22 protein-coding genes are annotated in these 26,292 nt (G+C 73.4%); 21 read left to right on the top strand and 1 reads right to left on the bottom strand.

Annotated elements, in window-relative coordinates:
* From H0487_RS08295 to H0487_RS08195, 21 genes are all read left to right on the top strand, one after another.
* On the top strand, window positions 1-1,669 hold a 1,669-nt coding region (locus tag H0487_RS08295), incomplete at its 5' end, for a CHAT domain-containing protein (protein WP_183093768.1).
* 52 nt (window positions 1,670-1,721) lie between these two features.
* On the top strand, window positions 1,722-2,177 hold the full coding sequence (locus H0487_RS08290; RefSeq protein ID WP_183093767.1) for a hypothetical protein: 456 nt from the start codon (window positions 1,722-1,724) through the stop codon (window positions 2,175-2,177).
* A 62-nt stretch (window positions 2,178-2,239) separates the two neighbouring features.
* Window positions 2,240-3,232 (top strand): F0F1 ATP synthase subunit B, encoded by a 993-nt coding sequence (locus H0487_RS08285; protein ID WP_183093766.1) that lies wholly within the window; start codon window positions 2,240-2,242, stop codon window positions 3,230-3,232.
* Window positions 3,225-4,937 carry a GTPase domain-containing protein gene (locus H0487_RS08280; protein WP_183093765.1) on the top strand — a complete coding sequence of 571 codons (1,713 nt, stop codon included), beginning with the start codon at window positions 3,225-3,227 and terminating at the stop codon, window positions 4,935-4,937. Before H0487_RS08285 ends, H0487_RS08280 begins: the two co-directional genes overlap by 8 nt.
* A gap of 2 nt (window positions 4,938-4,939) precedes the next feature.
* Complete coding sequence (locus tag H0487_RS08275) at window positions 4,940-6,451, top strand: GTPase (RefSeq protein ID WP_183093764.1); 1,512 nt, start codon at window positions 4,940-4,942, stop codon at window positions 6,449-6,451.
* Between the two features lie 127 nt (window positions 6,452-6,578).
* The gene (locus tag H0487_RS08270) at window positions 6,579-7,217 is read left to right on the top strand and encodes a sugar transferase (protein WP_183093763.1); all 639 of its coding nucleotides are present in this window, start codon (window positions 6,579-6,581) and stop codon (window positions 7,215-7,217) included.
* A 13-nt stretch (window positions 7,218-7,230) separates the two neighbouring features.
* The gene (locus H0487_RS08265) at window positions 7,231-8,274 is read left to right on the top strand and encodes a glycosyltransferase family 4 protein (protein ID WP_183093762.1); all 1,044 of its coding nucleotides are present in this window, start codon (window positions 7,231-7,233) and stop codon (window positions 8,272-8,274) included.
* Window positions 8,275-8,286: 12 nt separating this feature from the next.
* Window positions 8,287-9,636, top strand: a complete 1,350-nt coding sequence (locus H0487_RS08260; protein ID WP_183093761.1) for a tyrosine-protein kinase domain-containing protein — start codon at window positions 8,287-8,289, stop codon at window positions 9,634-9,636.
* A gap of 1 nt (window position 9,637) precedes the next feature.
* On the top strand, window positions 9,638-11,764 hold the full coding sequence (locus H0487_RS08255; protein WP_183093760.1) for a glycosyltransferase: 2,127 nt from the start codon (window positions 9,638-9,640) through the stop codon (window positions 11,762-11,764).
* Window positions 11,761-13,104 (top strand): O-antigen ligase family protein, encoded by a 1,344-nt coding sequence (locus tag H0487_RS08250; RefSeq protein ID WP_183093759.1) that lies wholly within the window; start codon window positions 11,761-11,763, stop codon window positions 13,102-13,104. Before H0487_RS08255 ends, H0487_RS08250 begins: the two co-directional genes overlap by 4 nt.
* Window positions 13,104-13,661 carry a hypothetical protein gene (locus H0487_RS08245; protein ID WP_183093758.1) on the top strand — a complete coding sequence of 186 codons (558 nt, stop codon included), beginning with the start codon at window positions 13,104-13,106 and terminating at the stop codon, window positions 13,659-13,661. Before H0487_RS08250 ends, H0487_RS08245 begins: the two co-directional genes overlap by 1 nt.
* Complete coding sequence (locus tag H0487_RS08240) at window positions 13,658-14,473, top strand: polysaccharide deacetylase family protein (RefSeq protein WP_183093757.1); 816 nt, start codon at window positions 13,658-13,660, stop codon at window positions 14,471-14,473. Before H0487_RS08245 ends, H0487_RS08240 begins: the two co-directional genes overlap by 4 nt.
* Window positions 14,473-15,603: a cellulase family glycosylhydrolase gene (locus H0487_RS08235; protein ID WP_183093756.1), complete on the top strand. Its 1,131-nt coding sequence runs from the start codon at window positions 14,473-14,475 to the stop codon at window positions 15,601-15,603. Before H0487_RS08240 ends, H0487_RS08235 begins: the two co-directional genes overlap by 1 nt.
* An 84-nt stretch (window positions 15,604-15,687) precedes the next feature.
* A complete protein-coding gene (locus tag H0487_RS08230) occupies window positions 15,688-18,303 on the top strand; it encodes an O-antigen ligase family protein (protein ID WP_183093755.1) in 2,616 nt (871 codons plus the stop codon).
* A gap of 3 nt (window positions 18,304-18,306) precedes the next feature.
* Window positions 18,307-19,422, top strand: coding sequence for a glycosyltransferase family 4 protein (locus H0487_RS08225; RefSeq protein WP_183093754.1), 1,116 nt, complete (start codon window positions 18,307-18,309; stop codon window positions 19,420-19,422).
* Window positions 19,419-20,507, top strand: coding sequence for a glycosyltransferase (locus tag H0487_RS08220; RefSeq protein WP_246383148.1), 1,089 nt, complete (start codon window positions 19,419-19,421; stop codon window positions 20,505-20,507). The genes H0487_RS08225 and H0487_RS08220 overlap by 4 nt, the downstream gene beginning before the upstream one ends.
* A complete protein-coding gene (locus H0487_RS08215) occupies window positions 20,504-21,325 on the top strand; it encodes a hypothetical protein (RefSeq protein WP_183093753.1) in 822 nt (273 codons plus the stop codon). Before H0487_RS08220 ends, H0487_RS08215 begins: the two co-directional genes overlap by 4 nt.
* The gene (galE, locus tag H0487_RS08210) at window positions 21,298-22,335 is read left to right on the top strand and encodes a UDP-glucose 4-epimerase GalE (RefSeq protein ID WP_312855863.1); all 1,038 of its coding nucleotides are present in this window, start codon (window positions 21,298-21,300) and stop codon (window positions 22,333-22,335) included. Before H0487_RS08215 ends, galE begins: the two co-directional genes overlap by 28 nt.
* On the top strand, window positions 22,332-23,114 hold the full coding sequence (locus tag H0487_RS08205) for an aminoglycoside phosphotransferase family protein (protein WP_183093752.1): 783 nt from the start codon (window positions 22,332-22,334) through the stop codon (window positions 23,112-23,114). The genes galE and H0487_RS08205 overlap by 4 nt, the downstream gene beginning before the upstream one ends.
* The gene (locus H0487_RS08200; protein ID WP_183093751.1) at window positions 23,111-24,208 is read left to right on the top strand and encodes a GNAT family N-acetyltransferase; all 1,098 of its coding nucleotides are present in this window, start codon (window positions 23,111-23,113) and stop codon (window positions 24,206-24,208) included. The genes H0487_RS08205 and H0487_RS08200 overlap by 4 nt, the downstream gene beginning before the upstream one ends.
* Complete coding sequence (locus H0487_RS08195; protein ID WP_183093750.1) at window positions 24,205-25,656, top strand: oligosaccharide flippase family protein; 1,452 nt, start codon at window positions 24,205-24,207, stop codon at window positions 25,654-25,656. Before H0487_RS08200 ends, H0487_RS08195 begins: the two co-directional genes overlap by 4 nt.
* Here the strand turns inward: H0487_RS08195 and H0487_RS08190 are convergent.
* Window positions 25,640-26,284: a DUF459 domain-containing protein gene (locus H0487_RS08190; protein WP_183093749.1), complete on the bottom strand. Its 645-nt coding sequence runs from the start codon at window positions 26,282-26,284 to the stop codon at window positions 25,640-25,642. The two genes, H0487_RS08195 and H0487_RS08190, sit on opposite strands and share 17 nt — an antisense overlap.
* Between the last annotated feature and the right edge of the window lie 8 nt (window positions 26,285-26,292).

Below are 26,292 nucleotides of genomic sequence, written 5' to 3'. Positions count from 1 at the left end.
CGTGGCGCCCACCGAGCTCGCCGTCGCCGATCGGCTGTTCGCCGACTGCGGCAGCCGACTGATGCGCGCGCGCACCTGGTTGACCCAGGCCGCCCTCGCGCTCTCGGAGGGCGACGTCGCGACGGCGCGCGACCTGTGCAGCCGGGTCCTGGACGCCGGGGTCGACGACGACGCGCCGTACCTCGGCGTCCAGGCGCGGCTCACCTGGGCCCGCGTTGAGGAGGTCGACGTCGCCGAGAAGCTGCTCGACGCCGCCGCCGAGCTGGCTGTCCGGGCGGGCATCCCACCGCTGCGGGTCGACGTCCTCATCGCCCGCGCCCGGCTGGAGCGTCGTCTCGGCGACTCGCAGCGAGCCGTGGAGTCGCTGCGCCGGGCGGTTGCCGTCGGACGCTCGTGGCAGCGTCGGTTCGGAGAGACCGGTGCCGGCTCCGCTGCGCTCACCGAGGCGGCGGAGGAGCTCGTCGAGCTCCTGCTGGAGCGCAACGACCACGCGGGTCCGATCGAGGCATGGCAGCGGGTCCGGATGGCCAAGGCCGACGCGACGGTCTCGATGCCGGACCGGTCTTCCGAGGAGTCACCGGTGCAGCCGGGGCAGCGTCACGAACGGCTCAGGGACCTGCTCGCCACGGCGACGCGGCCGATCCTGAGTGCCGGCGCGCCCGAGGCGGAGGTGCTGCCCGCGGTGCCGTGGGGCCCGCTCGTCGAGTACTACGTGGCTGGTGAGGACGTGCTCGCGTTCGTGGTCCGCGACGGCCAGGTCGACGCACGTCGCCTCGTCGGCGTGGCCGGCGAGACCCGCCGGCTCGTCACCGCCTGGCAGCAGGAGTGCCGGCTGATGGCTCCCGGCGCCGGTGCACCGCTCGGCGGGGTCTCGTCGTCGCTGGCGCTCGACGGTCTGTACGACGCACTGCTCGCGCCGCTGGCCGACCTGCTGGAGTGCCTCGAGGAGGACCTCACGGTCGAGGCGCACCGCCACCTGCACGCCGTCCCGTTCGACGCCCTGCTCGACGAGATCGGTCCCTGGTTCTCGATGCTCCACGGCGCGGTCCCGCTGCGCCGTGTGCCGGAGCTCCCGGTCGACAGCGGGATGGCTGATGTCGCCGCGGTCGTGCTGGCCGTCCCCGACGCGAACGCCCCGCTCATCACGGCCGAGGCCGAGATGATCTTCCGCCTCCTGCCGTCCACGCAGGTGCTGCTCGGGCGACAGGCGACCCGCGACGCACTCGCCCGTCTGGCCGACGGGGCTGACGTCGTCCACTTCGCCTGCCACGGGGTGTTCCGCCAGGAGAACCCGCTGTCCTCCGCGCTCCATCTCGGCGACGGCTGGCTCCAGGCGCGCGACATCGCCAGCCAGACGCTGGGCCTCGACCGGTCGGTCGTCGTCCTGAGTGCGTGTGGCTCCGGTTTGTCCCCGGACTACCTCGCCGAGCCGATCGGGCTGGCCTCGGCCTGCCTGGCTGCCGGGGCACGCGGCGTGGTCGCCGCGCTGTGGACCGTCGACGACGCCGTGACGTTCGAGCTGATGACGCACTTCTACAAGGCCCTCAGCCAGGGACGGGACCCCGCGTGCGCGCTTCGGAGCGCTCGTCGGGAGGTCGCGGAGCGCTATCCGCACCCGTACTACTGGGCAGCGTTCCGCTACTTCGCCCCGGAGCGTGCCGCCGGCTGAAATTTGTCGGGGCCCGTCGGATCACGGAGGCCGTTCGGTGCACTAGTGGGGCGTGGCAGAACCGTCCGACGACCGACCGGCACTCGGCGAGCCGGAGGGCGAGGACCTCTCGTGGCCGCCGAGCTTCCCCCACCTCGAGATCGATCGACTCATCGATCGGCTCGAGGAGGGCAAGACGCTCGACAGCGCAGAGGCCTACCGCCTACTCGCCTTCGTGGCCCGGGAAGCCCAACGACTTCGCGCGACAGCCGTCCGGCTGGCGACCGCGAAGCTGTCCGAGGCCGACAGGGAGGCGCGCCGCATCGTGGCGGACGCCACGGCTCAGGCCGACGAGATCCGTGAGCTGGGTCTCGCCCTCCTCAACACCCGTCTCGACGAGGGTGACCGACTGCTGACGACCGTGCGCGACGCGTTCCAGGTCGAGCGGCGTGCGACGGACCTCGCGCGGGTCGAGGAGGCGGCGGGCTGGGCGTTCCGCCCGTTCGCCGATCCGGGGGACGACCGATGAAGAGGTTCAAGGAAATATCGACGGGTTCGGATCAAACGGCTTCCCGGACGCACTTGTCTGACATGTTCAGTCGCTCCCAGACCACAGCCGAAGTCGCCTCGTCCGAGGGCGACACGCCTGTCTTCCCCGAGAACTCCGGTGGCGAGGTCGCTCGGGCGTTCGACCAGGTGCTCACCGAGCTGCAGCCGACGGGGCCGCCCTCGGCCGGCCCGGATGCGGCCAGCGTGAGCGCCGGCGTCACCGAGCACGCTGCGACGCTCCGCGCGACCCGCGACGCCCACCAGGAGGCGCAGTCGCTCCTCGCCGTGGCCAACGAGGCCCGCCGAGCGGCCAGCGAGGAGGCCGAGCGGATCGTGCTCGAGGCGCGCGACGCCGCCGAGCGCACCCGCCAGGAGATCGCTGGCTGGGCGGCCGCCCAGCGTGCGAAGGTCGACGCCCTCGCCGCCGACCTGAGCGAGTCCGCCCAGCGCGACGCCGAGGCAGTCCGGGCCGAGGCCCTCCGCACCTCGATGGCCGAGGCCGAGGAGACCGCCCGCGCCTACCTGGCCGAGGCGGCCGCCCAGGCCGAGGAGCAGGCCGACGCGATCAAGGACCAGGCGCGCCACGTGCTCCACCGGGCCACCGAGCTCGGTGCCGAGGTCGCCGAGACGATCATCGACCTGACCACGACGGTCACCGACATCGTCGACCGGCTCCTCGACGCCCGCTCTGCGATGCAGCAGCTGCTCTCGGAGCACGCACCCGCTGAGATCGAGGACCAGGGCGCTCCCGAGCTCGACGAGCCGGACTCGCCGTCCGACCTCGAGGACGACTCCGCCAGCGAGCGGGTCGTCGAGCTCGACGAGTTCGGCGAGCCGATCGAGTCCCTCGACCCGAGCGCCGAGGACGTCGAGTACGTCGAGGACCCTGAGGACCCGGTCGGATCGATGGGTTCGGACGACTCCGGTCTCGACCTGGTGGTGGGCGATCGGCCGCCGAGCCCCTCGGCCGCGATGGAGCAGATGGACCGCCAGCTCGGCTCGATGTTCCGGCGCCATGGCTACCGCGGTGAGTGACGCGCGGTCGACGGGAGTGGCCCCACCTCGCGGAGCCGTGGTCGATCGTGAGCTCGTCCAGGCGTTGATCAACCTCCGTTCGGCCTACACCGCGGCGGCGCTGCCGCTCGACCTGCCGGGAACAGGGTCGGTCCGGGACGAGCGCAGCCGGGTCCTCGACCAGCTGGACGACTACGTGCTGCCGCGCCTGACCGGCCTCGACGCCCCCGCGCTGGTGGTGATCGGCGGCCCGACCGGGGCCGGCAAGTCGACCCTCGTCAACAGTCTCGTCGGTCAGAAGGTCACCACCCCGGGGCTGCTCCGGCCGACCACCCGGTCCCCGGTCCTCGTGCACCACCCCGACGACCGTCACTGGTTCGGCCCGGACCGGATCCTTCCGACCCTCGACCGGGTCGACGAGCCGACGCACGACCACGAGTCGCTCCAGCTGATCGCGACGACCGCCGTCCCGCGCGGGCTGGCCCTGCTCGACGCACCGGACTTCGACTCGATCGACGACCGCAACCGCGAGCTCGCCACCAAGCTGCTCGGCGCCGCCGACCTCCTGCTCTTCACGACCTCGGCCGCTCGCTACTCCGACCAGGTCCCGTGGCTCCAGCTCTCGCTGGCGCTCGAGCGGGAGACGTCGGTGGCGGTCGTCATGAACCGGATCCCGCCGAAGGACCGCAGTACCGTGGCGCCGCACCTGGCCCGCATGCTGCAGGAGCACGGGATCACCAGCGACCAGACCTTCTTCGTCGAGCACGGCGAGCTCGACGCCGACGGCCTGCTGCCGGTGTCGTACGTCAACGAGGTGCGCAGCTGGCTCGCCGGCCTCGCCCTCGACACCGCTGCGCGGTCCGCGGCCGTCCGTCGGACCGTCGGCGGCGCCATCCGGCAGGCCGCACGGACCGCCGACGCGGTCGCCGACGCCGTGGTCTCGCAGGTCGCGGCGGTCAGCGACGTGCTGCACGTCGCGGACACGACCTACGCCGCCGCCGCCGCCGAGCTGCGGACCTCGCTGACCGACGGCTCCCTGCTGCGGGGAGACCTGTGGCTGCGGTGGAACGACTTCACCGGCGGGGACGTGGACCCGGGCGACCTCGACCGGGTCGTGGCGGTGCTGCGTGAACGCCTCACGGGCGCCGGGGCGAAGCGGGCCGAGCAGGTCGACCAGCTCGGCGTTGCGCTCGACCTGGCTCTCGAGACGGTCCTCGTCGACCTCGCCTCCCGCACGGCCCAGCACACGGCCCGCGACCTCCGAGCCACCGACAACGGCGGTGCACTGCTCGACTGGAGCGCGCAGGACCTGTCCCGGCCCGGCAAGGGTCTCTCGACCAGGGCCCGGACCTCGATCCGCGCCTGCCGGCAGCGGCTCGTGGAGCAGGCCACAGCCGAGATGAGGTCCACCGGTGCGGGAGTCAGCGGCGTTGCCGAGGAGGCGAGCGCACGCGCACTCGCGATCGTCCTGATCCTCGCGGGGGCCGGCGCCGAGGCGTCGTCGCCGACCGACGCTCTGTCGGCCCTGCCCGGTCTGTCCGCGCTGGTCGAGGCAGCGGGCGGCGCGATCGCCGCGACCCTCACCGCGCTCCTCGCCGAGGAGCGCGACCGCTACCTGCAGCCGGTCCTGGACTGGGGGCTCGCCCCCGACGCGCCGGGTCGGCTGCGCGACGCAGCGATCGCTGCCGAACGCATGTTGGCACGTCACGAGAGGCAAGGGGCCTGACGATGAGTGGTGCACGGGGACTCGGTTCGATGGTGGCGCCCGCACGGTCGGCGGCAGCGCCGACGGCACCCGCCTCCGGGCCGACCGCAGCGGCAGTCGCGCCGGTGCGCGCAGCACCGGCCAGCCCGCTCGACCGCCAGCTGGCCGGCCTCGAGTCCGCGATCGCGTCGGCGCGGGGCCGCGTCGACGAAGGGTTGCTCGACCGCCTCGAGACCGGCGTCCACCGCTCGTCGGCCCGCCTCCGCCTGTCGTCGTCGCACACCATCGTCGCGATCGCCGGTTCCACGGGGTCCGGCAAGTCGACCCTGTTCAACGCCCTCGCGGGCACCCGACTCTCCGCCTCCGGCGCCCAGCGCCCCACCACCTCGGTCGCCAACGCCCTCGTGTGGAGCGAGGAGGACTGCGCCGAGATGCTCGACTGGCTCGGCGTGCCCGCCGCCCGTCGGCACCTGCGGGCCGACCTGCCCACCGGCCGCGGCCGCGACGCGCTCCCGGAGGGCCTGGTGCTCCTCGACCTCCCCGACCACGACTCGATCGAGGTCGCCCACCACGCCGAGGCGCAGCGCGTCGTCGAGATGGCCGACCTCCTGATCTGGGTCGTGGACCCGCAGAAGTACGCCGACGCCGCGATCCACCACCGCTTCCTGCAGCCCCTCTCCGGTCACCGTGCCGTGACGATGGTCGTGCTCAACCACATCGACGAGGTCCCCGAGGAACGACGGACCGGCATGCTGCGCGACCTCCGCAAGCTCCTCGTCGCCGACGGCATGAAGGACCCGCGGGTCCTCGCCACCAGCGCTCGCCACGGCGCGGGCATGAGCGAGCTGCGGACGGCGATCCGTCGCCGCGTCGAGCAGAAGCAGCACGTCGCCCTGCGGGTCGAGGCCGATGTCAGGAGCGCGGCCGACCGGCTCGCGAAGGCCACCGGGACGGCGCCGACCACCGTTCCCGACGTGTGGATCAGCGACCTGGAGCGCCGTGTCGCCGACGCGGCCCGGGTCGGCTCCCGCGTGGACCGGCCGGCGGTCGACACCGCTGTCCGCGCGCTCGTCGACAACGTGTGCCGGGACCTCACCCCGGCATGGTCAGACCCCATCCGGGCGGCCGCGACCGAGCGGCTGAAGGAGACCGACGACCGGCTCGATGCCGAGCTCGCCGGACTGCGCTTTCAGCAGCGGCCGCCTGGATGGCTCTCCTTGCTGGGACCGGCGACGGGGGTCGCGTCCGTCGCGGCCGTCGCTTCCGTGGTTCTCGCCGGCGTCGCCTACGTCGGGGGCGGCGCGTTGACCCTGCCGCTGGTCGCGGTCGGCGTCACCGTCGCGCTCGCGGTCGTCCTGGCAGTCGTCGCCCGGTCCGCCCGGACCAGGGCTGACGCTGAGCTCGACCGTGCCGCCGAGACGGAACGGCGCCGCGTCGCCGGCCGGGTCCTGCGTGCGCACGTGGTCGCACCGGTCAATGCCGAGCTGGCGTCGTACGCGCGTCTTCGCCGCGGGCTCGACGCCGCGAAGTCCTGAGCGACTTCCAGCGCCGCGAGAATCTGAGTCACTTTCAGCGGAATTGCCCGAATTTCCGGGGTTTCGATGGATCAGGAGCCGGATCAGCCCGCACTGGTAGTACGTGAAGGGACAACCATTCCCCGCCGTGTTGCGGGCCGAGGAGCCGATCATCCTCGCCCGACCGCACGGGCGGATGCGACGGGCGATCGAGCTCGTCGTCGCCGTGACCATGCTGGTCTTGTTCGTGCCGCTGCTCCTGGTCATCGCGGTCGTCGTGGGGACGACCAGCCAGGGCCCGGTCCTCTACCGCCAGCAGCGGGTGGGGATCGGCGGCCGGACGTTCGAGATCCTCAAGTTCCGTACCATGCGTGCTGACGCCGACGTGCTGGCCGAGCAGCTGTTCGCTGCTCGCAACGACGGCTCCGGACCGCTCACCAAGGTGCACGACGACCCGCGGGTGACGGCGGTCGGCCGGTGGCTCCGCCGCACCTCCCTCGACGAGCTCCCGCAGCTGTGGAACGTGGTCAACGGGTCGATGGCCCTGGTGGGCCCGCGCCCCAGCACCCCGGTCGAGGTGGCCCGGTTCACTCCACGCGACCACCTGCGCCACGCCGTCCGTCCCGGCATCACCGGCATCACCCAGGTGAGTGGTCGCAGCGACCTCCGCTGGGAGGACGCCGTCCTGCTCGACCTCGAGTACATCGAGCACCGCTCGGTGTGGCTCGACCTCCGCATCCTCGTCCGCACCGTGCCCGCCGTGCTGCGGGCACGCGGTGCCTACTGAACGGCAGGCCGTCATGCCCACGCGCATCCTCCACGTCGTCGAGTCACTCGGCGGCGGTGTCCTCAGCTCGGTGCTCTCCATGGTCGAGGCGACTCCTGACTTCGAGCACCACCTGGCCGTGTGGCCGCGCCGGCAGCACGCCGACACCGGCGACGAGCGCCACGCGTTCGCCGCGGTGGCGACCCTGCCGAGCAACCCGGTCCGGGCGGTCCGGGCCCTGCGTCGCCTGGTGGCCACGCTGGAGCCCGACCACGTGCACGCGCACTCGTCGTACGCCGGCCTGCTGGTGCGCGTCGTGGACCTCGGTGCCGATGTCGTCTACAGCCCACACTGCTTCGCCTTCGAGCGCCGCGACATCGGGCCGCTCACCCAGGCGGGCGTCCGCCGGGTCGAGCAGGCGCTCGTCGGCAGCACGTCGATGCTCGTCGCCTGCTCGCCGCGCGAGGCCCTGCTCGCGGAGCGGCTCGGGCACCGTGACGTGGTCACCGTCCCCAACCGCTCCCTCGAGCCACCCGAGCTGGTCGCCCGCTTCCAGACCCCGCTGCGCGTCGTCACCGTCGGCCGGATCGGTCCGCAGAAGGACTGGCGCTTCCTCATCGCGGTGAAGGGCTACCTCGACGAGGTGCTCGGCCGGAGGTTGGAGTGGGAGTGGCTCGGCGGGGGAGACCCCGATGCCGAGGCAGCCCTTCGCGAGCACGGTGTGTCCGTGGCCGGCTGGCTTCCGCGGGGTGAGGTCGTCCGACGGCTCGGCACCGCGCAGGTCTACCTCCACACGGCGGCCTGGGAGGCAGCCCCCGTCAGCATCCTCGAGTCGGCAGCCGCCGGACTGCCGATGGCTGTGCGCGGCATCGACACCCTCGTGAGCCTGGGCGTGCCCGGCACCGAGTCGACAGCAGCGGACCTCGCGGCCCGGATCGTCGACCTCCACGACTCCGCCCGGTGGGCCGAGGCGCAGCAGCAGTCGCTGCGCTTCGCCGCCGCCCATTCCGCGGCGCGGCAGCGGGAACGACTGCACGCCGCCTACCGACTCGTCCCCGCAGAACTCGTCCACAGCTAAGGAACCGTCAAAATGTCCACCCTGGTAGCTCCCGCCGCCGACCCGACCGTCGTGCCCACCCAGCCGGTCAGGGGAGGGTTCCGTGTCCTGAGCGCGCTGCTGTGGCGTCGTCGCTGGACGGCCGCCCTGGTGATCGCGCTGGTCGCGAACGCTGTCGCTGCGGTCCTCATCCTCGCCGAGCGCGAGTACACGGCATCCGCCCGGATCGCCGTCACTCCGCAGCAGGACCTCGTGCAGTCGGCCTCGCCGGCCAGCTACGACGACCTGCTGGGCACCGTCGCCGACGTGGCTGAGTCGCGCCCCCTGCTGGAGGCCGTCGCCGCACAGATCTCCGAACGTTCGGTCGACGAGCTGCGCGACGAGGTCGACGGCGAGGTCGTGTCGGGCACGGTCATCGTCCAGGTCTCGGTCGACGACACCGACCCTGAGCTCGCCGCCGAGATCGCGAACCTGATCATCAGCCTGCTGCCGAACTACGACCCCAGCAGCGGGTCGTTCCAGTACCAGGTGACCGAGCAGGCCGTGGTCCCCGAGAAGTTCAGCTCGCCCAACATCCCGGTGACGGCCCTCGCCGGGCTCTGCCTGGCGATCGCCCTCGCCGTCGCCGCGGCGGCGATCGCCGACCGGATGTTCCGCACGGTCACCGACCCCGAGGAGATGGCCGAGGTCTCCGAGACCGCGGTCCTCGGCGTGGTCCCGAGGCCCGACGACCCGAACGGTGTCTCGGCGCTCGACCTGTGGGCCGAGGAGTTCCAGTCCATCCGAGCCCTGCGCATCGCGCTCGAGTTCGCCAGTGCCGAGGACCCGACCCGGGTGCTCGTGGTCACCTCGGCCGGTGGCACCGACCCGTGGGCCGGTTGGATCGAGGTGAACCTGGCCGCCGCCCTCGCCGAGGTCGGTCACCGGGTCCTGGTGATCAACGCCGACCGCGAGGGTGAGGTCCACCAGGCGCTCGAGGCGTCCGGCGAGCCGGGTCTCTACGACGTCCTCTCGGGGGAGTGCCTCCTCGGGGACGCCGTCCGCAAGGGACCCGTCGACCTGGTCGACGTGCTGCCGCTGGGCCATGCCCTCCTGGCCGCGCCCAGCCTGCTGGAGATGCGCTTCCGCGGCCTGGTCGACGACACCGAGGACGACTACGACGTCGTCATCGTGCACACGGCGCCGGTCTCGAGCTCGGAGGACGCCCGGATCATGGCGATCCACGGTGCGGTCCTGCTGACCGTCCCCGCCGGCACCGTCCACCCGCGTTTCGTCCGCCGGGCCGCCGAGCACGTGCGCGGCATCCGGCTCCGGGTGCTCGGCACCGTCCTCCTGGGCGTGAAGACCTCGCGTCGCCAGCGTCGTACGCGGACGGCGGTCTGACATGAGGGCCGTCACCGGGGGGAAGCAGGGAGGTCTTCCGCGGCTGCGGGTGACCATCGTCCAGCAGGGTGGCGTCCTCGGTGGGGCGGAGCGCTGGCAGCTCCAGCTCGCCGATGCCACCGAACGGATGCAGGTCAGCGCGGTCGGCCTCGGCGACGGACCCGCGACGGCGGCGTGGGCCGCGCGCGGTTGGCCCGTGGTCACGCTGCCCGACGAGCGCTCGAAGCGCGGTCTGCTCGCCACGACCCGACGGCTGCTGCCGGTCCTGCGCCGGACGCTGCCGGACGTCGTGGTCGCCCACGGTGTGAAGGCGGCACTGGTCGCCGTCCCGGCCGCACGGGTCCTCGGGATCCCGGTGGTCTGGGTGCGTCACGACGGCTCGTTCGACGGCCGCCTGCCGCGGCTCCTCGACCGCTGGACCGACGCCCAGGTGTCCACCAGCGCCTGGCTCTTCGAGGGCCGCGACCCGAGCAACGCCCTCGTCGTCAACCCGCCCCGGATGGTGGCGCCGATCGACCGCGACGCGGCCCGGGCCGCGCTCGGCCTGACGGTCGCCCCCGGTGACCTGGTACTCGGCATGGCGGCCCGGATCACGCGCTACAAGGGGATCGAGGACGCGATCCGGGCCCTGGCGATGCCCGGCGGCGCGGCATGGACCCTCGCCCTGGCCGGCATCCACGAGCCCTCCGACCCGGACGAGCTGGAGCGCCTGGTGAAGGTCGCGGCCGACCTCGGGGTGACCGAGCGGCTGGTGCTGCTGGGCGAGGTCCCGGACTTCGGCCGTGTCGTCCGCGCGTTCGACGCGGTGGCCGTGCTGTCCAAGCCGACGCCCGAGGTGCCGTGGCTGCGCGAGGCGTTCGGCATGTCCGCGCTCGAGGCGATCACCGGCGGCGTCCCGGTCATCGCCACCCCGCCGGTCGAGACGATCGCGGGACGCGGTGGGCTCGCGGTCGGCCCCGACAGCCCGGCGGAGGTGGCCGAGGCGCTCGGCATCCTCCACGACCCCGCAGCGCGGACGGCGCCCGGCGCCGCCGGCGTCGTCCAGGCCGAGGGCTACCCGACGGCGGCGGAGGCCGCCGACCGTCTCGTCGACCTCCTCGCGAACCTGGCGCACCGCCCGGGCATCGGCCACGGTGCCGCGGGCCCCGCGATCAGCGTCGTCACGACGGTGCTCGACGACCAGGCCGCTCTCACCGACCTGCTCACCGCCCTGGTGCCGCAGCTGGGCCCCGACGACGAGATCATCGTCGTGGACGGTGGCTCGACCGACGGCACCGCCGAGGTCGTGCTGCGGGGCGCCGAGGTGGACCCGCGGCTGCGGCTGCTCGTCGAGCCCGGCGCCGGTATCTCGGCCGGCCGCAACATCGGCATCCGACAGGCCGTCAACGACACGATCGCCTGCACCGACGCGGGCTGTGTGCCCGTGCCCGGCTGGCTCGGCGCGTTCCGTGTCGCCCACGACCGGCACCCCGAGGTCGAGCTCTGGACGGGTACCTACCGGGTCGAGTCCGAGGCGGTGTGGGAGCATGCGCTCGTCGCCGTCGGCTACCCCTCGATCGAGGAGCTCGCCCGGCCGACGCCGCTGGCGAAGGCCTATGGCCGACTCTTCGGGCGCAGCTTCGACCCCACGATGCCGACCGGGCGGTCCGTGAGCTTCTCGCGACGCGCCTGGGCGGCTGCGGGCGGCTACCCCGAGCATCTCCAGACGGGAGAGGACGTCCTGTTCGGCCGCAGCGTCGTGGACGCCGGCTTCGACGCGGCCATGGTGCGTGACGCCGAGGTCAGCTGGGCACAGCGGCCCACCCTGCGGGCCAACCTCACGATGCTGCGCCGCTACGGCGAGGGCAGCGGCAACTCGATGGACCGCAGGCTGCTCGGCCGCGACCTCGCGCGGGTGGCGGCGTACGGCGTCGGCGCCGTGGTCGCGCTGCGCGGAGGCCCGGTCTCCCGCTCGGTCGTCGCGGCGGGCGCGGCGTCGTACCTGTCCCTGCCGATCGCCCGTGCCCTCAACGGGCCGAGCCCGCTGGCCACGGCGGCCATGGTGCCGCCGATCACCGCTGCCCGCGACCTGTCCAAGGCCTGGGGCGCCGTCAGCGCCGCCCTCCGGCGAACGCGGACGTCGTCATGACCGCCCCGATGGCCGCGACCGCCATGTCTCCGAGGACCGTGGTCGGGGGGAAGGCGCTCCCGCTCGCGGTCGGCGCCGTGATCCTCCTGCTGCCGTTCGGCGACTACTCGGTCCCGGTCATCGGGTTGCGTCTCTCCTACGTGGCGATGGCCGTCCCGGCGGCGCTCGCCGTCCGGGCGATCGTCGCCGGCCGACGGCTGCCCGCCTCGCTCATCCTGCTCGGCGCGGGGCTGGGCATGGTCGGCGGCGTGGTCTCCGCGGCTGCGGGCGTCGCCCCCGACCGGTCGGTGCCGCTCGTCGTGATCTCTGCCATCACCCTCGGCTTCGCCACCGCTGTCGTGTTCGCCTACCGGCCCGGGCTCGAGGTCGGCGCGCTCGACCTCCTGGTGGTCGTCGGCGGCGTGGTGGCGGGCACCGCCCTCGCCTCCGCCGGCAGCATCCAGGCCGCCGAGGCCGGCAGCGTCGTCAACGGCCGGCTGACCGGTCCGTTCTCCCAGCCCAACGAGCTGGGCGTCTTCTGCGCCGCGCTGCTGCCGATCGCGGTGGCGTGCCTCGTCTCGACCGCGTCGTGGCGACGGGGCGTCCTCCTCGGCATCGCGACCGGCTGCCTCGCCGCGGCCTGCGTGATGAGCATGTCCCGCGGCTCGTGGATCGGCGGCACCGCGGCCCTCATCTGCCTGGCCGTCTGCGAGCCGGCCACCCGCCGGGCGCTCGGCGCCGTGGGCCTGGTGCTCCTCGGCACCTGCCTCGCGGCACTGATGGTCCCTGCCGACGTGCCGATCCTGGGCGTGCTCGGCTCGCGGATCCGCTCGCTCGGCGACCCGGCCGGCAACCAGTACGACGACCGTCCGCTCATCTGGGCCGAGGCCCTGCGTCAGGGGGCCGAGCACCCGTGGCTCGGGGTCGGTCCGGGCGCGTTCCAGAATGCTGCGTCCACCTCGGCGAGCGCCGTGTCGGCCGATCCTGCCGACCACGCGCACAACCTCGTCCTCACCACGCTCGCCGACCGCGGTGTCATCGGGGTCGCGCTCGGCGTCCTCGTCGTCACCGGCGTCGTCGTCGCCGCACGCCGCCAGCTTCTCGCCGTCCCGCGTCCCGGCACCGGCGACCACGTCTTCCGCGTCCGCAGCATGGCGGTCGTCGCCGCTCTCACAGCAGTCGTGGTCCACGGCTCGTTCGACATGCCGTTGCGCAATCCCATCGTCGCCGCGCTGGTCTGGACCCTCCTGGGGCTGGCCATGGTCGCGGAGACCACGGGTCCTCCCGCCCCACGCCGCGAACCGGTCGACCGACCGCGCGTGCGTCCGTCCAGTGATTCGAAAGTGGTTCAACGATGGTGATGACGACCGACGAGGCACAGCGTCAGCGTGAGCGTTGGCGGTACCTCGGACTGCTGGTCGGGGGGCTGGCACTGCTCGTGACCTTGGGGATCCAGCTCATCCTGCTGGTCCCGACGACGTACACCGCCACCAGCGCGATCGCGCTGCGACCGGTGACGGCCGACCTGGCACCCGAAGCCGTCGAGATGCAGGCCCACGAGTACAGCGTGGCGCTCGGAGCCGACGAGACCGCGGCCGAGGTCCTCACCGCGGTCGACGGCTCCGAGGAGGCCGACCTGTCGGTCACCGCGACGCTCGACACCGGCACCTCGACGGTCCGGATCGCGACCACGTCGACCGATCGGGACACGGCGATCAACGTGGCCAACGGCCTCGCCGATCGGGCTGTCGAGCTCGGCGGCGGCGATCCCACCGCCCAGGTGGTGGTCGTCGTCCGGGCCGGTGTCGAGGGTGTGGACTCCGCGCCGCCACGGAACCTCTACATCGCCGCGCTGCTCGCCCTGGCCGGGCTGCTGCTGGCCGGCGGCCTCTACCAGATCCGGGAGCGACTCTCATGAGTAGCAGGTCTCCGCGGGTCCTGATGTACCACGGCGTCGACCGGATCAGCGCCCGCCGCGACCCCTACGGCATGTTCGTGACGCCGACGGACTTCCGAGACCAGGTCGACCTGCTGCTGGAGTCGGGCTTCGTCCCGGTCTCCGAGCAGGACTACCTCGCCTCGATCGACCCGGTAGCGCCGACACCCCTGCCGCGGCGCGCGGTGCTGCTGACCTTCGACGACGGCTATGCCGGCCTTGCCGACCACGCGGCCCCGGTGCTGGCGTCCTACGGTGTGCCGAGCGTGCTGTACGTCCCGTCGGGTCTGCTCGGCGGATCCTCGGACTGGCTCGAGCCCCGGCACCGGCACGCCCTGCTCGCGTCGGAGGACCTCGCTCCACTGGCCGCCCAGGGCATGGCCATCGGGGCCCACGGCTTCGACCACACCGACCTGACGACCCTCGGCGCCGCCGACCTGGACCGGCACACCCGCGAGACGAAGGCCGCTCTGGAGTCCGTCGTCAGGGCCCCGGTCCGGTCCTTCGCCTTCCCCTTCGGGGAGCACGACGCGGCGAGCCGCGCGGCGGTCCGCGACGCCGGGTTCGACGCGGCGTTCGCCGTCCACGACGGCGCCGACCGGTTCGCGATCTCGCGGGTCGACGTCAACGCCTACGACACGCTGCGGACGTTCCGCTTCAAGCTCCGCAGCTTCTACCCGGCAGCGCGCCGCGCGACCGAACGCGTCCCGCTGGCCCGACGGATCGCGCACGGTGTCCTCGGTCGCTCGACCCGCGAGGTCCACGAGGACCCGGTACCGGCAGGTGCCCGATGATGGCCTGGGCGCGACGCGCGGTGGTCGTCCTGCTCGCCGCGGTCCTTGCGGTGTGGGTGCTGGGTTCGACCCGCCCCCAGCAGATCAACGCGCTGCCCGACCGGCCGCCCGTCGAGATGACGCCGACCACCACGGAGGAGCAGCCGACAGCGCCGCCGGAACGTCGCCCGGGTCCCGACCGCCGGTTGGGCGTGCAGCTCTCCGCGCACCACGGCTCGGACCCGCGTCCGGCGCTGCGCGTGATGGACCGCCTCGCCGCCGCCGGCGCCCGGTGGCTCCGGGTGGACGTCGGCTGGCGCACGCTGCAGGAGCATGGTCGCGGCCCGTTCCAGGCCTGGTACGTCGACCTGATCGACACCGTCCTCAAGGGGGCTCACGACCGGAACCTCAAGGTCATCTTCAACCTGTGGCAGACGCCCGCGTGGGCGTCGCGGTCGGGCAGTGCCTTCGCCCCGCCCCGGAACCCGGCCACCTACGCCCACGCGATCGGCCTCGCGGCCCAGATGTGGGCCACCGAGGTCGATGCCTGGGAGGTCTGGAACGAGCCGAACTTCGAAGCCTTCTTCGAAGGCGCCAACCCCACGCGCTACACGCGGATGCTGTGCGCCGCCTATCCCGCCGTCAAGCAGCACGACGGCTCCCCGGTCCTCATGGGCGGACTGATGTACAACGACGACGTCTGGCTGGAGAAGACCTACCAGGCCGGGTCCAAGCCCTGCTTCGACGCGCTCGCGACCCACCCCTACCTCGGTCCGAGCGACGCCGCACCCGGCACCCCCGCCTACGGCGAGGTCTGGCGACTCACCCACACGCCCGCGATGCGGTCGGTGATGGTCGCGTGGGGCGACGCGGACAAGAAGGTCTGGATCACCGAGCTCGGCTGGTCCTCGGGCCCGGACAACATGGGCAACCCGTGGGACCGTCCGGTGACCAAGCGTCGCCAGGCCCGCTACCTCGGCGAGGCCGTCGACCTCATCCGCAACGACTACCCGTACGTCGGTCCGATCATCTGGTACCGCGACATCGACGGCCACTCGGCCAGCTATCAGGACGGATTCGGCCTGCTCCATCCCGACCTGTCGGGCAAGCCGGCCTACCGGGCCTTCAAGGCCGCGGTGCGCAATGAGTGACCAGACCGGCCACGATCCTGACGAGCCCTCGGCAAGTGTTCGAACCGATGGATCAAACAGGTCGCCCGATCGCACTGGTGGTGCATGAAGGTGGCTGTGTCCGAGGTCGTCCCGGTGACGAGCGCGCCCGCGACGGGTACGCCGTCGCCAGGCACGCCGCCGAGGGCCGCTCCCTCGACCCCGTCGACACCCCACTCCGGTGCCGGCTGGCTGGCGCTGGGCGCGGTCACGTCCAAGACCGCGCAGACCGCGGTGCTGCTCGTCTTCGCCTCCGTCCTCGACCCCGCCGCGTTCGGCGTGGTGTCGCTCGGCGCCGTGCTCCTCAACGTGACGACCGTGGTCGCCGACCTGGGCACCAGCACCGCACTGGTCCACCACCGTGGCGATGCCGAGCGGGCGGCCCGCACCGCCCTGAGCCTCGCCCTGGCGGTGTCCGTCGGCCTGGTCGCTACCGTCTGGGCGGCGGCCCCGTGGCTGGCGCGTCAGCTCCAGGGCGGGGACCTCGCCACCGACGTCCTGCGCGGGATCGTCCTCTGCGTGCCGCTCGCGGCGGTCGCGGGGGTCAGCGGTGAGCTCCTCCGCCGGGCGCTCGACTTCCGCCGGAGGGTCATCCCCGACATCGTCGGCAACGGGATCGGCGCCGCCGTCACCGTGGCCGCCCTCGCCGCTGGAGAGGGGGCCTTCTCGCTCGTCTACGGCCAGCTCGTGCAGGCCTTCGTCGTCGTGCTGATGTTCTGGCTGGTCCGCCGCCCGGTCCGGCCCGGCTGGTCGGGGGAGGACGCGTCGACGCTGCTCTCCTACGGCGCCGGTCTCGCCGGCGCCAACCTGCTGGTGCTGGTGACGCTCAACGTCGACTACGTCCTCATCGCGAACCAGCTCGGGGTGCACGACGTCGGTCTCTACTCGATGGCGTTCCGCGTCGCCTACATGCCCTACCTGCTCATCGCGATGGTGCTCGGTGGTGCCGTCTTCGCCCACCTGTGCCGGCTGCGAGGCTCGGCCGTCGGGCGGGCGGCCATCGAGGCCGCGGTCACCCTGCACACCCTCGTGGTCCCCGTGTACGTCGCGATCATCCTGTTCGCGCCGCAGCTCACCCTGCTCGGCGAGGTCTGGGCTCCCGCGGTGCCGGCGCTGCGCTGGCTGGCGGGCTACGGCCTCCTCCTGAGCGCGCTCGAGCTGCTCCTGGTCCTCCTCAAGTCCGTCGGCCGGACGGTCGACGTGCTCGGGCTGACCGCGTTCCACTTCGTCCTGCTGGTCGGTCTGCTCCTCGCCGTCGTCGACCGCGGCGTGACCGCTGTCGCGATCGCGCAGTTCGTGGCGGGCCTGATCACCCTGGTCGCCGCGGTCTCCGTGGTCCGTCGTCGGGTGCCCGAGATCCCCTGGAACATCCTGACGGACCGGCTTCGGCGACTCCTGCTCGTCGCCGGCGGACTGGCGGTCGTCGCCGCCGGCGGCGTGCTGGCCGTGGAGCAGCCGGTGCTGGTGCTCGGCTTGACGGCAACGCTCGTCGTGACCGCGGTCGCGGTCACCAGGGTCGAGTGGGTCGCGCTCGCCTACGTGGCCGTCGAGCCCTGGGCCGACCAGGTCCGGGGCCTGCACCCGGCGGCGGTCAAGGTCGTCGGCGGCCTGCTCTTCGTCTCCTGGCTGCTCCGCCTGGTCCAGCGTGGCCGGCCGGCCGACGTACGGCACCACGGCGTCCTCGCGGCTGTCGCCCTGCTCGCGGTGATGATGGGGTCGCTGGTGGTCAACGGGGCCGACCTCGCGGTCGGCGCCGACCACGCGACCAGCTATCTCTCCTACGTCCTCGTCCTCGTCGTCCTCGTCGACACGATCCGCCAGGCCCAGCCGTCGCCGGCACACTTCGCCCGCCGACTGCTCCTGGTGTTCGCGGCGTCGTGCACCGCTGCCGGCGCGGTCGCCCTCGTCGGGTTCCTCGCGACCGGCGGCCGGGCGGGCGGGCCGCTCGAGGACCCCAACGACCTCGCCTTCCACCTGGTCGCCGCGCTCCCGTTCCTGCTGCTCCTGCGTCGTTCGGCGGTGTCGCTCATGCTGGCTCTGGCGGCCGGCAGCGTCCTCGTCGTCGCGACGGCCGCGACGCTGTCGCGTGGTGCCGCGCTCGGCCTGGCGGTGGCCGTGCTGGTCACCCTCCTGCTCCGCGCGGTCCGGCTGAGCACCACGCTCACGATCGGCGTCCTCGTGGCGACCGTGCTCGGCGCGCTCTGGCTGACCCACGCCGACGTCGTCGACCGCAGCGTCCAGGAGAAGCAGCACATCGCCGCCACCAACGTCGACCTCCGCGCAACCACCGCCTCGATGGCGGCATCGATGACCGCGGAGAGCCCCCTCCTCGGCCAGGGGCCGGGTGGGTTCGCCGAGACGAGCAGCCGGTTCGTCCCGGCGGGGGTGCCCGCCGTCGACCAGACGGTCGCCCACCAGATGTACCTCGACGTCAGCGCGGAGCTGGGCCTGCTGGGCCTCGGCGCCTTCCTGCTGGTGATCGGGGCCGGGGTCCGGGGGGCGCTGCGCGCCCGCGCGGTCCCCGAGAGCCGGCCGGTGGCGATCACCGTCCTGGTCTCGTCCGCCGCGGTCCTGGTGGCCGCGTGCTTCCTCAGCGAGCAGTTCTACCTGCCCGTCTGGTTGTTGGCGGCGGCGGGCATCGCGCTCGACCCCGCTCCGGTCCCATCTCGGGAGAGGACCTGAAAGATGCGCATCGTCCAGCTGATCACCCAGACCCGCGGCGGCCCGGTCGACCATGCCCTGGTCACCGCGGTCGAGCTCGCTCGCCTCGGTCACGAGAGCCACGTCGTCGCACCGCCGGGGGGCCACCTCGACGTCCTCGAGGGCCACGGCGTCCGCACCGAGGTCGCCGAGATGACCACCAGGACCGATCGGGCGGGCGCCCGTGCGGTCGTGGCCGCGGTCACCAGCGTCCGGCCGGACGTCGTCCACCTCCAGGACCGGCGCGCCGGGCTGGTGGGCCGAGCGTTGCCGAGCCTGCGCCAGGTGCCGTCGGTCTACACGCTCCACGGCGTGCCCGACGAGCTCGCCGCGTTGGTGCCCGGCAACCTGCCGATCGCCCCCGCCGGGCTGCGGCACAAGATCGACTACCTGCTGGTCGAGCGTCTCCTCGCCACCAGTCGGCGGTCCTCGGTCGTCGTCCCGTGCGAGGCGCTGGCCGCCTATGCCCGTGACCGTGTCCGCCTGCCCGCCGACCGCGTGCACGTGGTGCACAACGGGGTGGGCCAGGATTGGACCTCCCCGACGGCGGAGGCCGCGCAGAGCCCGGCGGCCGGTCGGCTGCGGGTGACCTGGCTCGGCGTGATGGCGCCGGTCAAGCGGGTGCCGGACCTGGTGCGTGCTGCCGCCCGGGTGGACGGGATCGAGCTCCAGCTCGTCGGCGACGGTCCCGAGCGCGCCCGGATCGAGGCGGTCGTCGCCGAGACCGGGAGCTCCGACCGGGTCGACCTCGCGGGCTTCCAGACCGACCCCGCGCCCTTCGTGCGCGGGGCCGACGTCTTCGTCCTGCCGTCCGCCGCCGAGGCGTGCCCGATGGCTCTGCTCCAGGCGATGGCCTCCGGCGTCCCCGTGGTGGCGACCCGGGTCGGCGGCATCCCCGAGATCGTCCGCGACGGCGTCGACGGGATCCTCGTCGACCCCGGTTCGGTCGACCAGCTGGCTGCGGCCCTGGCCAGGCTCGTCGGTGACCCGGGCCTCCGGCAGCGGCTCGCCGCCGCGGGCCGTCAGCGGGTCGCGGACCGGTTCGACGTGGACCGCAGCGTCCGCGCTCTCCTCGACGTCTACGAGGAGGTGGCGGCATGAGGATCGTGACGGTCATCGCCGAGCTCGGTGTCGGCGGGGCGGAGACCGTGGCCACGACGGTGGCGAGTGCCGCGGCCGCCCGTGGAGACGACGTGCTGGTCGCTAGCACGCCCGGTCATCGGGTCCGCGAGCTCGAGCTCGCCGGCGTCGCCCACCTGCCGGTGACGATGGTCGGACGGAACCCGGTCGACCTGGTCCGGGCCCGCGCCCGGCTCCGTGCGCTCGGCACTCCCGACCTCGTGCACGCCCACAACCCGAAGGCGACCCTGCTCGCCCGCGCCACCTTCGGTCGCCGGGTCCCGATCCTGTCGACGCTCCACGGCGTCGCCGGACCGGAGGTCGCCGCGGCCGCGCGCATCCTGCGCTGGGCCAGCGACCGGGTGGTGGTGGTCTCGCCGCACCTCAAGACCCAGCTCGAGCACCACGGCTACCCGTCGGACCGGATCGACGTCGTGCGCAACGCGGTGCCGCCGTTGCCGTCGTACCCGCGGGACCGGGCCCGGGCCGAGCTCGGGCTGGCCCCCGACCGGGTCGTCGGGCTGTGCCTCGCCCGCCTCGTCGACCAGAAGCGGCACGACCTGCTCCTCGACGCGTGGGGCGGGGTCGCCGACCGGTCGACCCTGCTCGTCGCTGGCGACGGTCCCCACCGCGGCCGGATCGAGGCCGCCGTCCAGCGCGCCGGGTACGGCGAGGGCGTCCGCGTCCTCGGTGCCCGCACCGACGTCCCCCGGCTGGTCGCGGCGAGCGACTTCCTGGTCCTGCCCAGCGACTGGGAGGGGCTGCCGGTCTCGGTGCTCGAGGCCCTGGCCGCCGGGCTCCCCGTCGTCGCCTCGCGCGTCGGCGGTCTCGTCGACCTCGAGTCCGCTGTCCGACTGGTCCAGCCGGGTTCGGTGCCCGCGCTGCGCGCGGCCCTCGCGGAGATGGTCGACGCGCCCGCAGCCCGGACCACGTGGGCAGCCTGCGGCCGTGCGCTCGCCGCCGAGCGCTTCGGCACCGATCGGATGCTCGCCGGCTACGAGCACGTCTACGCACGGCTGACCGGGTTCCCGGTCGTGCGCCCGGCCGGCACCGGAGCGGTCCGATGAGCCCCTGGGACGCCCGGCAGCGCCGCAGCTGGCCGGTGACCGCCGGGATGGGACTGGTCCTGCTGGGGTTCGTCGCGGGGTTCCAGCTGCTGTCCGGCGTGATCGGCGACGACCACGACGCCGAGGCGCCCGGACCGACCGTCACCGTGCTGCCCACCCCCACGGTGCCGGCCGACCCTGACCAGCCGGACGAGGAGTACTCGATGCTCGAGGTGGTGGGGTGGGGGCGCGCCAGCGGCCAGCTCGCTGTCGTCGTGCGCAACAACACCGACACCCACATCAACAGCGCCCGGGTCCGGATCACCGGCGTCGACGTCAACGGCACCATGGTCGTGACCACGACCGGGACGCCGCGGGACGTGTGCTGCACCATCGTCGGCCTGCCGCCCGGCAAGGAGTACGGCCTGTTCGCCCCGGTCGGTGACGACGTCGGGGAGATCGCCGAGGTCGACGTCCAGGCCATCTCCACCCGGGTACGACGCGGTCCCACGCGCGCCCGGGTGAGCGCGAGCGACCTCGCGCTGAAGCGGTTCGACGACGACACCGTCGTGACGGCGCGGCTGACCGCCCGGGGACCGCGGCTCTCCGGGTTCGTGGCCGTCCAGGCGATCCTGGTCGATCAGAGCGGCGAGGTCGCCCAGGTCATCTCCGGGCGCTACTACTGCTTCGGTGACCGCACGACCGCGGCGATCCGGCTGCGGCTCTTCCACGCCGTCCCGGACCGGCTCCGGGTACGACGCGTGCTCGCCTACCCCGTCCCGGTCGGTGTGCTGCCCCGGGTGCCGGGGGAGTGCGCACGCACGAGGGCGGTGAGCTGAGGGTGGACGTCCTCGTGACCGGGGGAGCCGGCTACATCGGCAGCGCCGTGGTCCTCGCGCTGGCCGACGCCGGTCACCGACCGATCGTGCTCGACGACCTCTCGACGGGACGGCGCGAGCTCGTCGCCGGTCGGGACTGCTACGTCGGCGACGTGGCGGACCGGTCGCTGGTCCGGCGGATCCTGCGGCGCCACCCCGGGATCGAGGTCGCGATCCACTGCGCCGCGCGGGTCGTCGTGCCGGAGTCGGTGGCGCGGCCGGCAGCGTACTACCGGACCAACGTGGTCGGCACGCTCGACCTGGTCGAGACGCTGGCCGACAACGGCGTCGACCGCGTCGTCTTCAGCAGCTCGGCGTCGATCTACGCTCCCGGCGCGGACCTGTCGGTCGACGAGTCATCGCCGTGGGCGCCGGCCAGCCCCTACGCACGCACGAAGGCGATGGTCGAGACCGTCCTCGGCGACCTGGCGGCGGCGGGCGACCTGCGCGCGCTCTCGCTGCGCTACTTCAACCCCATCGGCGCCGACCCGCTGCTGCGGACCGGGCCGCAGCTGCCCGAGCCGAGCGCGGTCCTGGGGTGCATCGTCCGCGCCCACCGGTCGCGGACGCCGTTCACGATCACCGGCACCGACTACCCGACGCCGGACGGCACCGGGCTGCGGGACTACGTGCACGTCTGGGACCTCGCCCGTGCCCATGTCCGGGCCGTCGAGGACTTCGACCGCGTGCTCGGCGACGAGCGACACCTGGCGCTCAACCTGGGGACGGGCCGCGGGACCACGGTCCGTGAGCTGGTGTCCGCGTTCGAGCGGGTCACCGGCCAGCGGCTCCGGGTCGTCGAGGCCCCGCGCCGCCCCGGGGACCAGGCCGGCGCGGCCACCCGGACCGACCTGGCCGAGCGACTCCTCGGCTGGCGCGCAGAGCACGACGTGACCGCAGGGATCGCCCACACCCTGCAGTGGTTCGACCGTCGCGAGCACGTCCTCCCCGGGATCGGGCTCGCCTCGTGACCGACCTCGACGCCTTCCTCCGCGATCCCGACCTGGTCGTCCAGGTCGCCCGGAGCCCGCTCGACCAGACCCGCATCCGGCAGGAGTTCGAGGGCCGCCGGTGGGCGTCGGCCCATGGCGTCACCACCGCCGAGACGGTGGCCAAGGACCCCGCGGACCGGTGGCTGGTGAGCCGACGCGTGGTCGAGGCCACCGGGGAGAGCAGCCGCTACGTCGATGCCGCCTTCGAGGCTGCGCTGCAGATCCAGGACCTGCCGTGCCCGGACTTCGCGACGACGGAGAACGCCTGGCGCGCTCGTCGTACGTCGTTCCCGGTGCGGGCCGCCAAGATGGTCGCCGCGGGCGTGGACCCGCGCACCTTCCTCGCGACCCGAGCCGCCTTCGAGCAGCTTCCGCGGGATGCGACGGTGCACAACGACTTCCACCGCAGCAACGTCCTCGACACCAGCGCGCACGGCGCGGTGACTGTCATCGACTGGGAGCTGACCTCGCGCGGCCCGCGTCACCAGGACCTGGTGATGGTCGTCGTCGACCTGGAGGACGCCGAGCTCGCGCACGCTGCCTGGCGGACGCTGGTCGACCTCGCGACGCCGGAGGAACGTCCGGCGCTCGCGGTCCAGCTGCGCTGGTTGGCGCTGCGGACCTACGCGTCCCAGGTCACCGCGCGCCGGATCGACCGGGGTCGCGCACTGAAGCACCGCCGTCGCCTGCGTTGGGCGGCAGCGCAGGACTGGGCGGGGGAGCTCGCCACCGAATCCCGGGGGGTTGCCCGACCATGACCACCGAGACCCGAGACGCCCGCGGGACCGGGACTGCGAGCGTCGCCGTCGGCGATGCCGCGATCACCGCTCTCGAGGAGCTGGCGGCTTTCGTCGACCGCCACAGCACCGCGTTCTGCACCTCCTCGTCGTGGCTGCTCGCCGCCGGGCGGCACCTGCCCGGCGCGCCGGTCGTCATCACGGTCGACCGGGGCGGCCGGACGGTCGGCGTCGCCGCCCTCAGCCTCACGACGCGCCGCGGCACGCGCCGGGTCGAGCTCCTCGGCGGGGAGCTCAACGACTACGGCCGGTTCTTCTACGACGACGAGGCCGCCGCCGACCTGCTCGCCGACGCCGTCGCCGGCTGGGTGCTGGGCCTGCGTCGCTGGTCGGTCGACCTCGAGCAGCTGGCCGCCGACGACGCGGTGATGGCCGGACTGCTGACCCGGCTCGACGGTCGGCTCGAGGACGGGCCGGAGATGCGGTCGATCGTCGGTATCGGCACCGACTACAAGGCGTCGAAGAACCGGATCCGCAAGGGAACCGTGGCGCGCAAGCGGCTCGAGGAGGACGACCGCTCCTGGGAGCTCGTCGCGATCACCGACGCGACGACCCTGGACCGCTGGCTGACCGCCGTCGTGGACCTGCGGCGGGACCGTGACCACGGGCTCGGACGGCGCAGCCACCTCGACGACGACGCCAACCGGGCGTTCTACGAGGCGACCGTGCGCGGTGCCGTGGCCAACGGTCGGGGGATCGTCGACCTCCTGATCGTCGACGAGGTGCTCGCGGGCTACGGCGTGGTGATGGTCGACGGTGACGTCCACCGGCTCGCCGACGGCCGGGTCTCCGAGGACTTCCAGCAGTACTGGGCCGGGACGCTCTGCGACCTGACCGCCGTGCTGCGGGCACAGCAGGACGAGACGGTGACGTGCTTCGACTGGCTGCGTGGCGTCGCCGACGGCAAGTACGGCAACGTCGACACCCACCGCCACCACCTGCGGGCGGCATCGCACCGTTGGATCGCCACCGTCGACGACCTCGAGCAGGCGACCCGCCAGCGGGTGAAGGCCTCGCTCCCCAGGGCCGCCGTCCAGCGGCTGATCTCCCGATGACGGTCGCCGCCGAGGAGGCGGAGACGCTGCGCCGAACCGGCGCCGCGGTGCTGGCACTCGCCGCCTCGGAGCTCCTCGGGAAGGTCGCGACCTTCGTGATGTTCCTCGTGATGGCCCGCGTGCTCGGGGTCCACGACTTCGGCCTCCTCTCGTTCGGCCTGAGCCTCGGGCTGCTCGTCGCGGTGGTGCCCTCCCTGGGCCTCGACGCGCGAGTCGTCCAGCTCGGCAGCGCGCAGCCCGCACTGCTCGACCGCTGCTACGGCGCGCTCTACCTGATCCGGGTCGTGCTGTCCCTCGCGGTGCTGGTCCTCACCACCGGGATCCTCTACGCGACCATGCCGGTGCAGGCGGCCACGGTGGTGGCGCTCCTCGTCGCCAGCGGCCTGCTGGACACGTGGTGCGACGCCTCGCGCGCGGCCTGCGGCGCCCGCCAGCGCCAGCAGCTGAGCGCGGTCGTGCTCGTGGTGCAGCGGTTCGCCGCCCTGGTGCTCAGTGTCGGGGCGTTGGCGGTGTCGGGCAGCGCCGTCCACGCCTCCCTCGGTTACCTGCTCGGGACCGCCGTGGGCGCCGTGGGCATGCACGTCGCCGCTCGCCGCGCCGGCGTACGGCTCCACGTCCGGGGGAGCCGCGAGGAGGCGCGGATGATCCTCGAGGCCGCGCCGGTGCTCGGGCTCGGGTCGATCGCGGCGATGGGGGTCTTCCGCATCGACGCGGCGCTCATCGGCATCCTGCTCGGGACCCACGCCGTCGGCGTCTACGGCGCCGGCTACCGGATCTTCGAGTCGATCCTCTTCATCAGCTGGACGCTGTCGCGGGCCTACGTCCCGGTGATCGCGAGCCGGCCCGACGACCCCGCGCACGTGCGGCTGTGGGCGCAGCGGTCCCTGGTGGTCGTCTGTGCGATCTACCTCCCTTTCGGGGTGGTCATCGCGCTGCGCGGGGACGACCTCGTCGGTTGGCTGTTCGGCTCTGCGTACGTCGCGCCCGGCCTCATGCTCGGGCTGGCCGCGGCGCCCCTGCTCTTCGGCGTGATGCACCTGTGCGCCTCGGTGTTGACGGCGCTGCGGCCCGACCCCGTCGTGCTGGTGGCGAGCATCGGTGCGCTCGCGGCCAACGTCGGGCTCAACGTCTGGCTGCTGCCGGTGTGGGGGCTGACGGCGGCCGCCGTCGCGGCCTGCGCCGCGTTCCTGCTCCAGGCGGTCGTCCTGATGAAGGCACTGACGCGGATCACCGGCAGCATCGCGCTGCCGCGCCCGTTGGGCGGCGTCGTCGTGGCGTCGGTGTGCGCCGGCCTCGTCGCCCACGCCGTGCCGGCGGTGGGGATGGCGTTCTTCGCCTCCGCAGCCGTGTTCGTCGCGGTGTGGATCGCGACCAGCAGGGTCCTCGACCCGGTCGGGTTCGCCGAGGTCCGGGCGATGCTGACCGGGAAGGTCAGGACGGACGGGTGACCGCGAACCGGGCCAGGTGCGGACGCAGCACCTCGGCCCACGCGAGGTAGCCGGCCGGCGTCAGGTGCAGGTTGTCCCGGGTGAGCTCGGGACGGATCACGCCGTCGGCGTCGGCGAAGGTGGGCCAGAGGTCGACGTAGGTGGCGTCATGGCGCGCGGCGATCTCGCGGTAGTGCTCGTTGATCTCGCGGAGCCGGTCGCGGAACAGCTCGGTGCGCGGCATCACGCTGTTGACCAGTAGGTGCGTGCTCGGCGCCCGGTCGCGGATCCGGCGGACGATCTCCTCGAAGCGCTGCGCGACCTGGGCGACGCTGCGGAGCTCCCGCGGGCCGTGGAGGTCGTTGGTGCCGATGAGCAGCGAGACGGCGACCGGGTCGTTGATCGCGCTGTCGACCCGCTCGAGGAGGTCGTAGGTCGCTTCGCCGCCGATGCCGCGGTTGGAGGTCAGCAGATCGGGGAGGAGGTCGGGCCACAGGCCGCCCTCGGTGATGCTGTCGCCGATGAACAGGACCCGGCCCGGCGGGACGGGGACAGCCTGGAAGTGACGGCGCCGGGCAGCCCCCATCCGGCCCTTCACCAGCGGCCGGACCATCGGGATGAGGGTGCTGTAGACCTTGTCCGAGTTCACCCGCCCAG

The organism is Nocardioides stalactiti (genome assembly GCF_014180715.1).
Taxonomy (GTDB): domain Bacteria; phylum Actinomycetota; class Actinomycetes; order Propionibacteriales; family Nocardioidaceae; genus Nocardioides; species Nocardioides stalactiti.
The sequence above is the reverse complement of the archived record's forward strand: the minus strand, read 5'-3'. Positions and strand labels throughout refer to the sequence as shown.

Coding starts and splice junctions, on each gene's coding strand:
- H0487_RS08240 (WP_183093757.1), top strand. CDS start 13,658: ATGAGTAGCAGGTCTCCGCGGGTCCTGATGTACCACGGCGTCGACCGG.
- H0487_RS08245 (WP_183093758.1), top strand. CDS start 13,104: ATGACGACCGACGAGGCACAGCGTCAGCGTGAGCGTTGGCGGTACCTC.
- H0487_RS08200 (WP_183093751.1), top strand. CDS start 23,111: ATGACCACCGAGACCCGAGACGCCCGCGGGACCGGGACTGCGAGCGTC.
- H0487_RS08285 (WP_183093766.1), top strand. CDS start 2,240: ATGTTCAGTCGCTCCCAGACCACAGCCGAAGTCGCCTCGTCCGAGGGC.
- H0487_RS08225 (WP_183093754.1), top strand. CDS start 18,307: ATGCGCATCGTCCAGCTGATCACCCAGACCCGCGGCGGCCCGGTCGAC.
- H0487_RS08250 (WP_183093759.1), top strand. CDS start 11,761: ATGACCGCCCCGATGGCCGCGACCGCCATGTCTCCGAGGACCGTGGTC.
- H0487_RS08265 (WP_183093762.1), top strand. CDS start 7,231: ATGCCCACGCGCATCCTCCACGTCGTCGAGTCACTCGGCGGCGGTGTC.
- H0487_RS08275 (WP_183093764.1), top strand. CDS start 4,940: ATGAGTGGTGCACGGGGACTCGGTTCGATGGTGGCGCCCGCACGGTCG.
- H0487_RS08220 (WP_246383148.1), top strand. CDS start 19,419: ATGAGGATCGTGACGGTCATCGCCGAGCTCGGTGTCGGCGGGGCGGAG.
- H0487_RS08230 (WP_183093755.1), top strand. CDS start 15,688: ATGAAGGTGGCTGTGTCCGAGGTCGTCCCGGTGACGAGCGCGCCCGCG.
- H0487_RS08255 (WP_183093760.1), top strand. CDS start 9,638: ATGAGGGCCGTCACCGGGGGGAAGCAGGGAGGTCTTCCGCGGCTGCGG.
- H0487_RS08260 (WP_183093761.1), top strand. CDS start 8,287: ATGTCCACCCTGGTAGCTCCCGCCGCCGACCCGACCGTCGTGCCCACC.
- H0487_RS08235 (WP_183093756.1), top strand. CDS start 14,473: ATGGCCTGGGCGCGACGCGCGGTGGTCGTCCTGCTCGCCGCGGTCCTT.
- H0487_RS08215 (WP_183093753.1), top strand. CDS start 20,504: ATGAGCCCCTGGGACGCCCGGCAGCGCCGCAGCTGGCCGGTGACCGCC.
- H0487_RS08195 (WP_183093750.1), top strand. CDS start 24,205: ATGACGGTCGCCGCCGAGGAGGCGGAGACGCTGCGCCGAACCGGCGCC.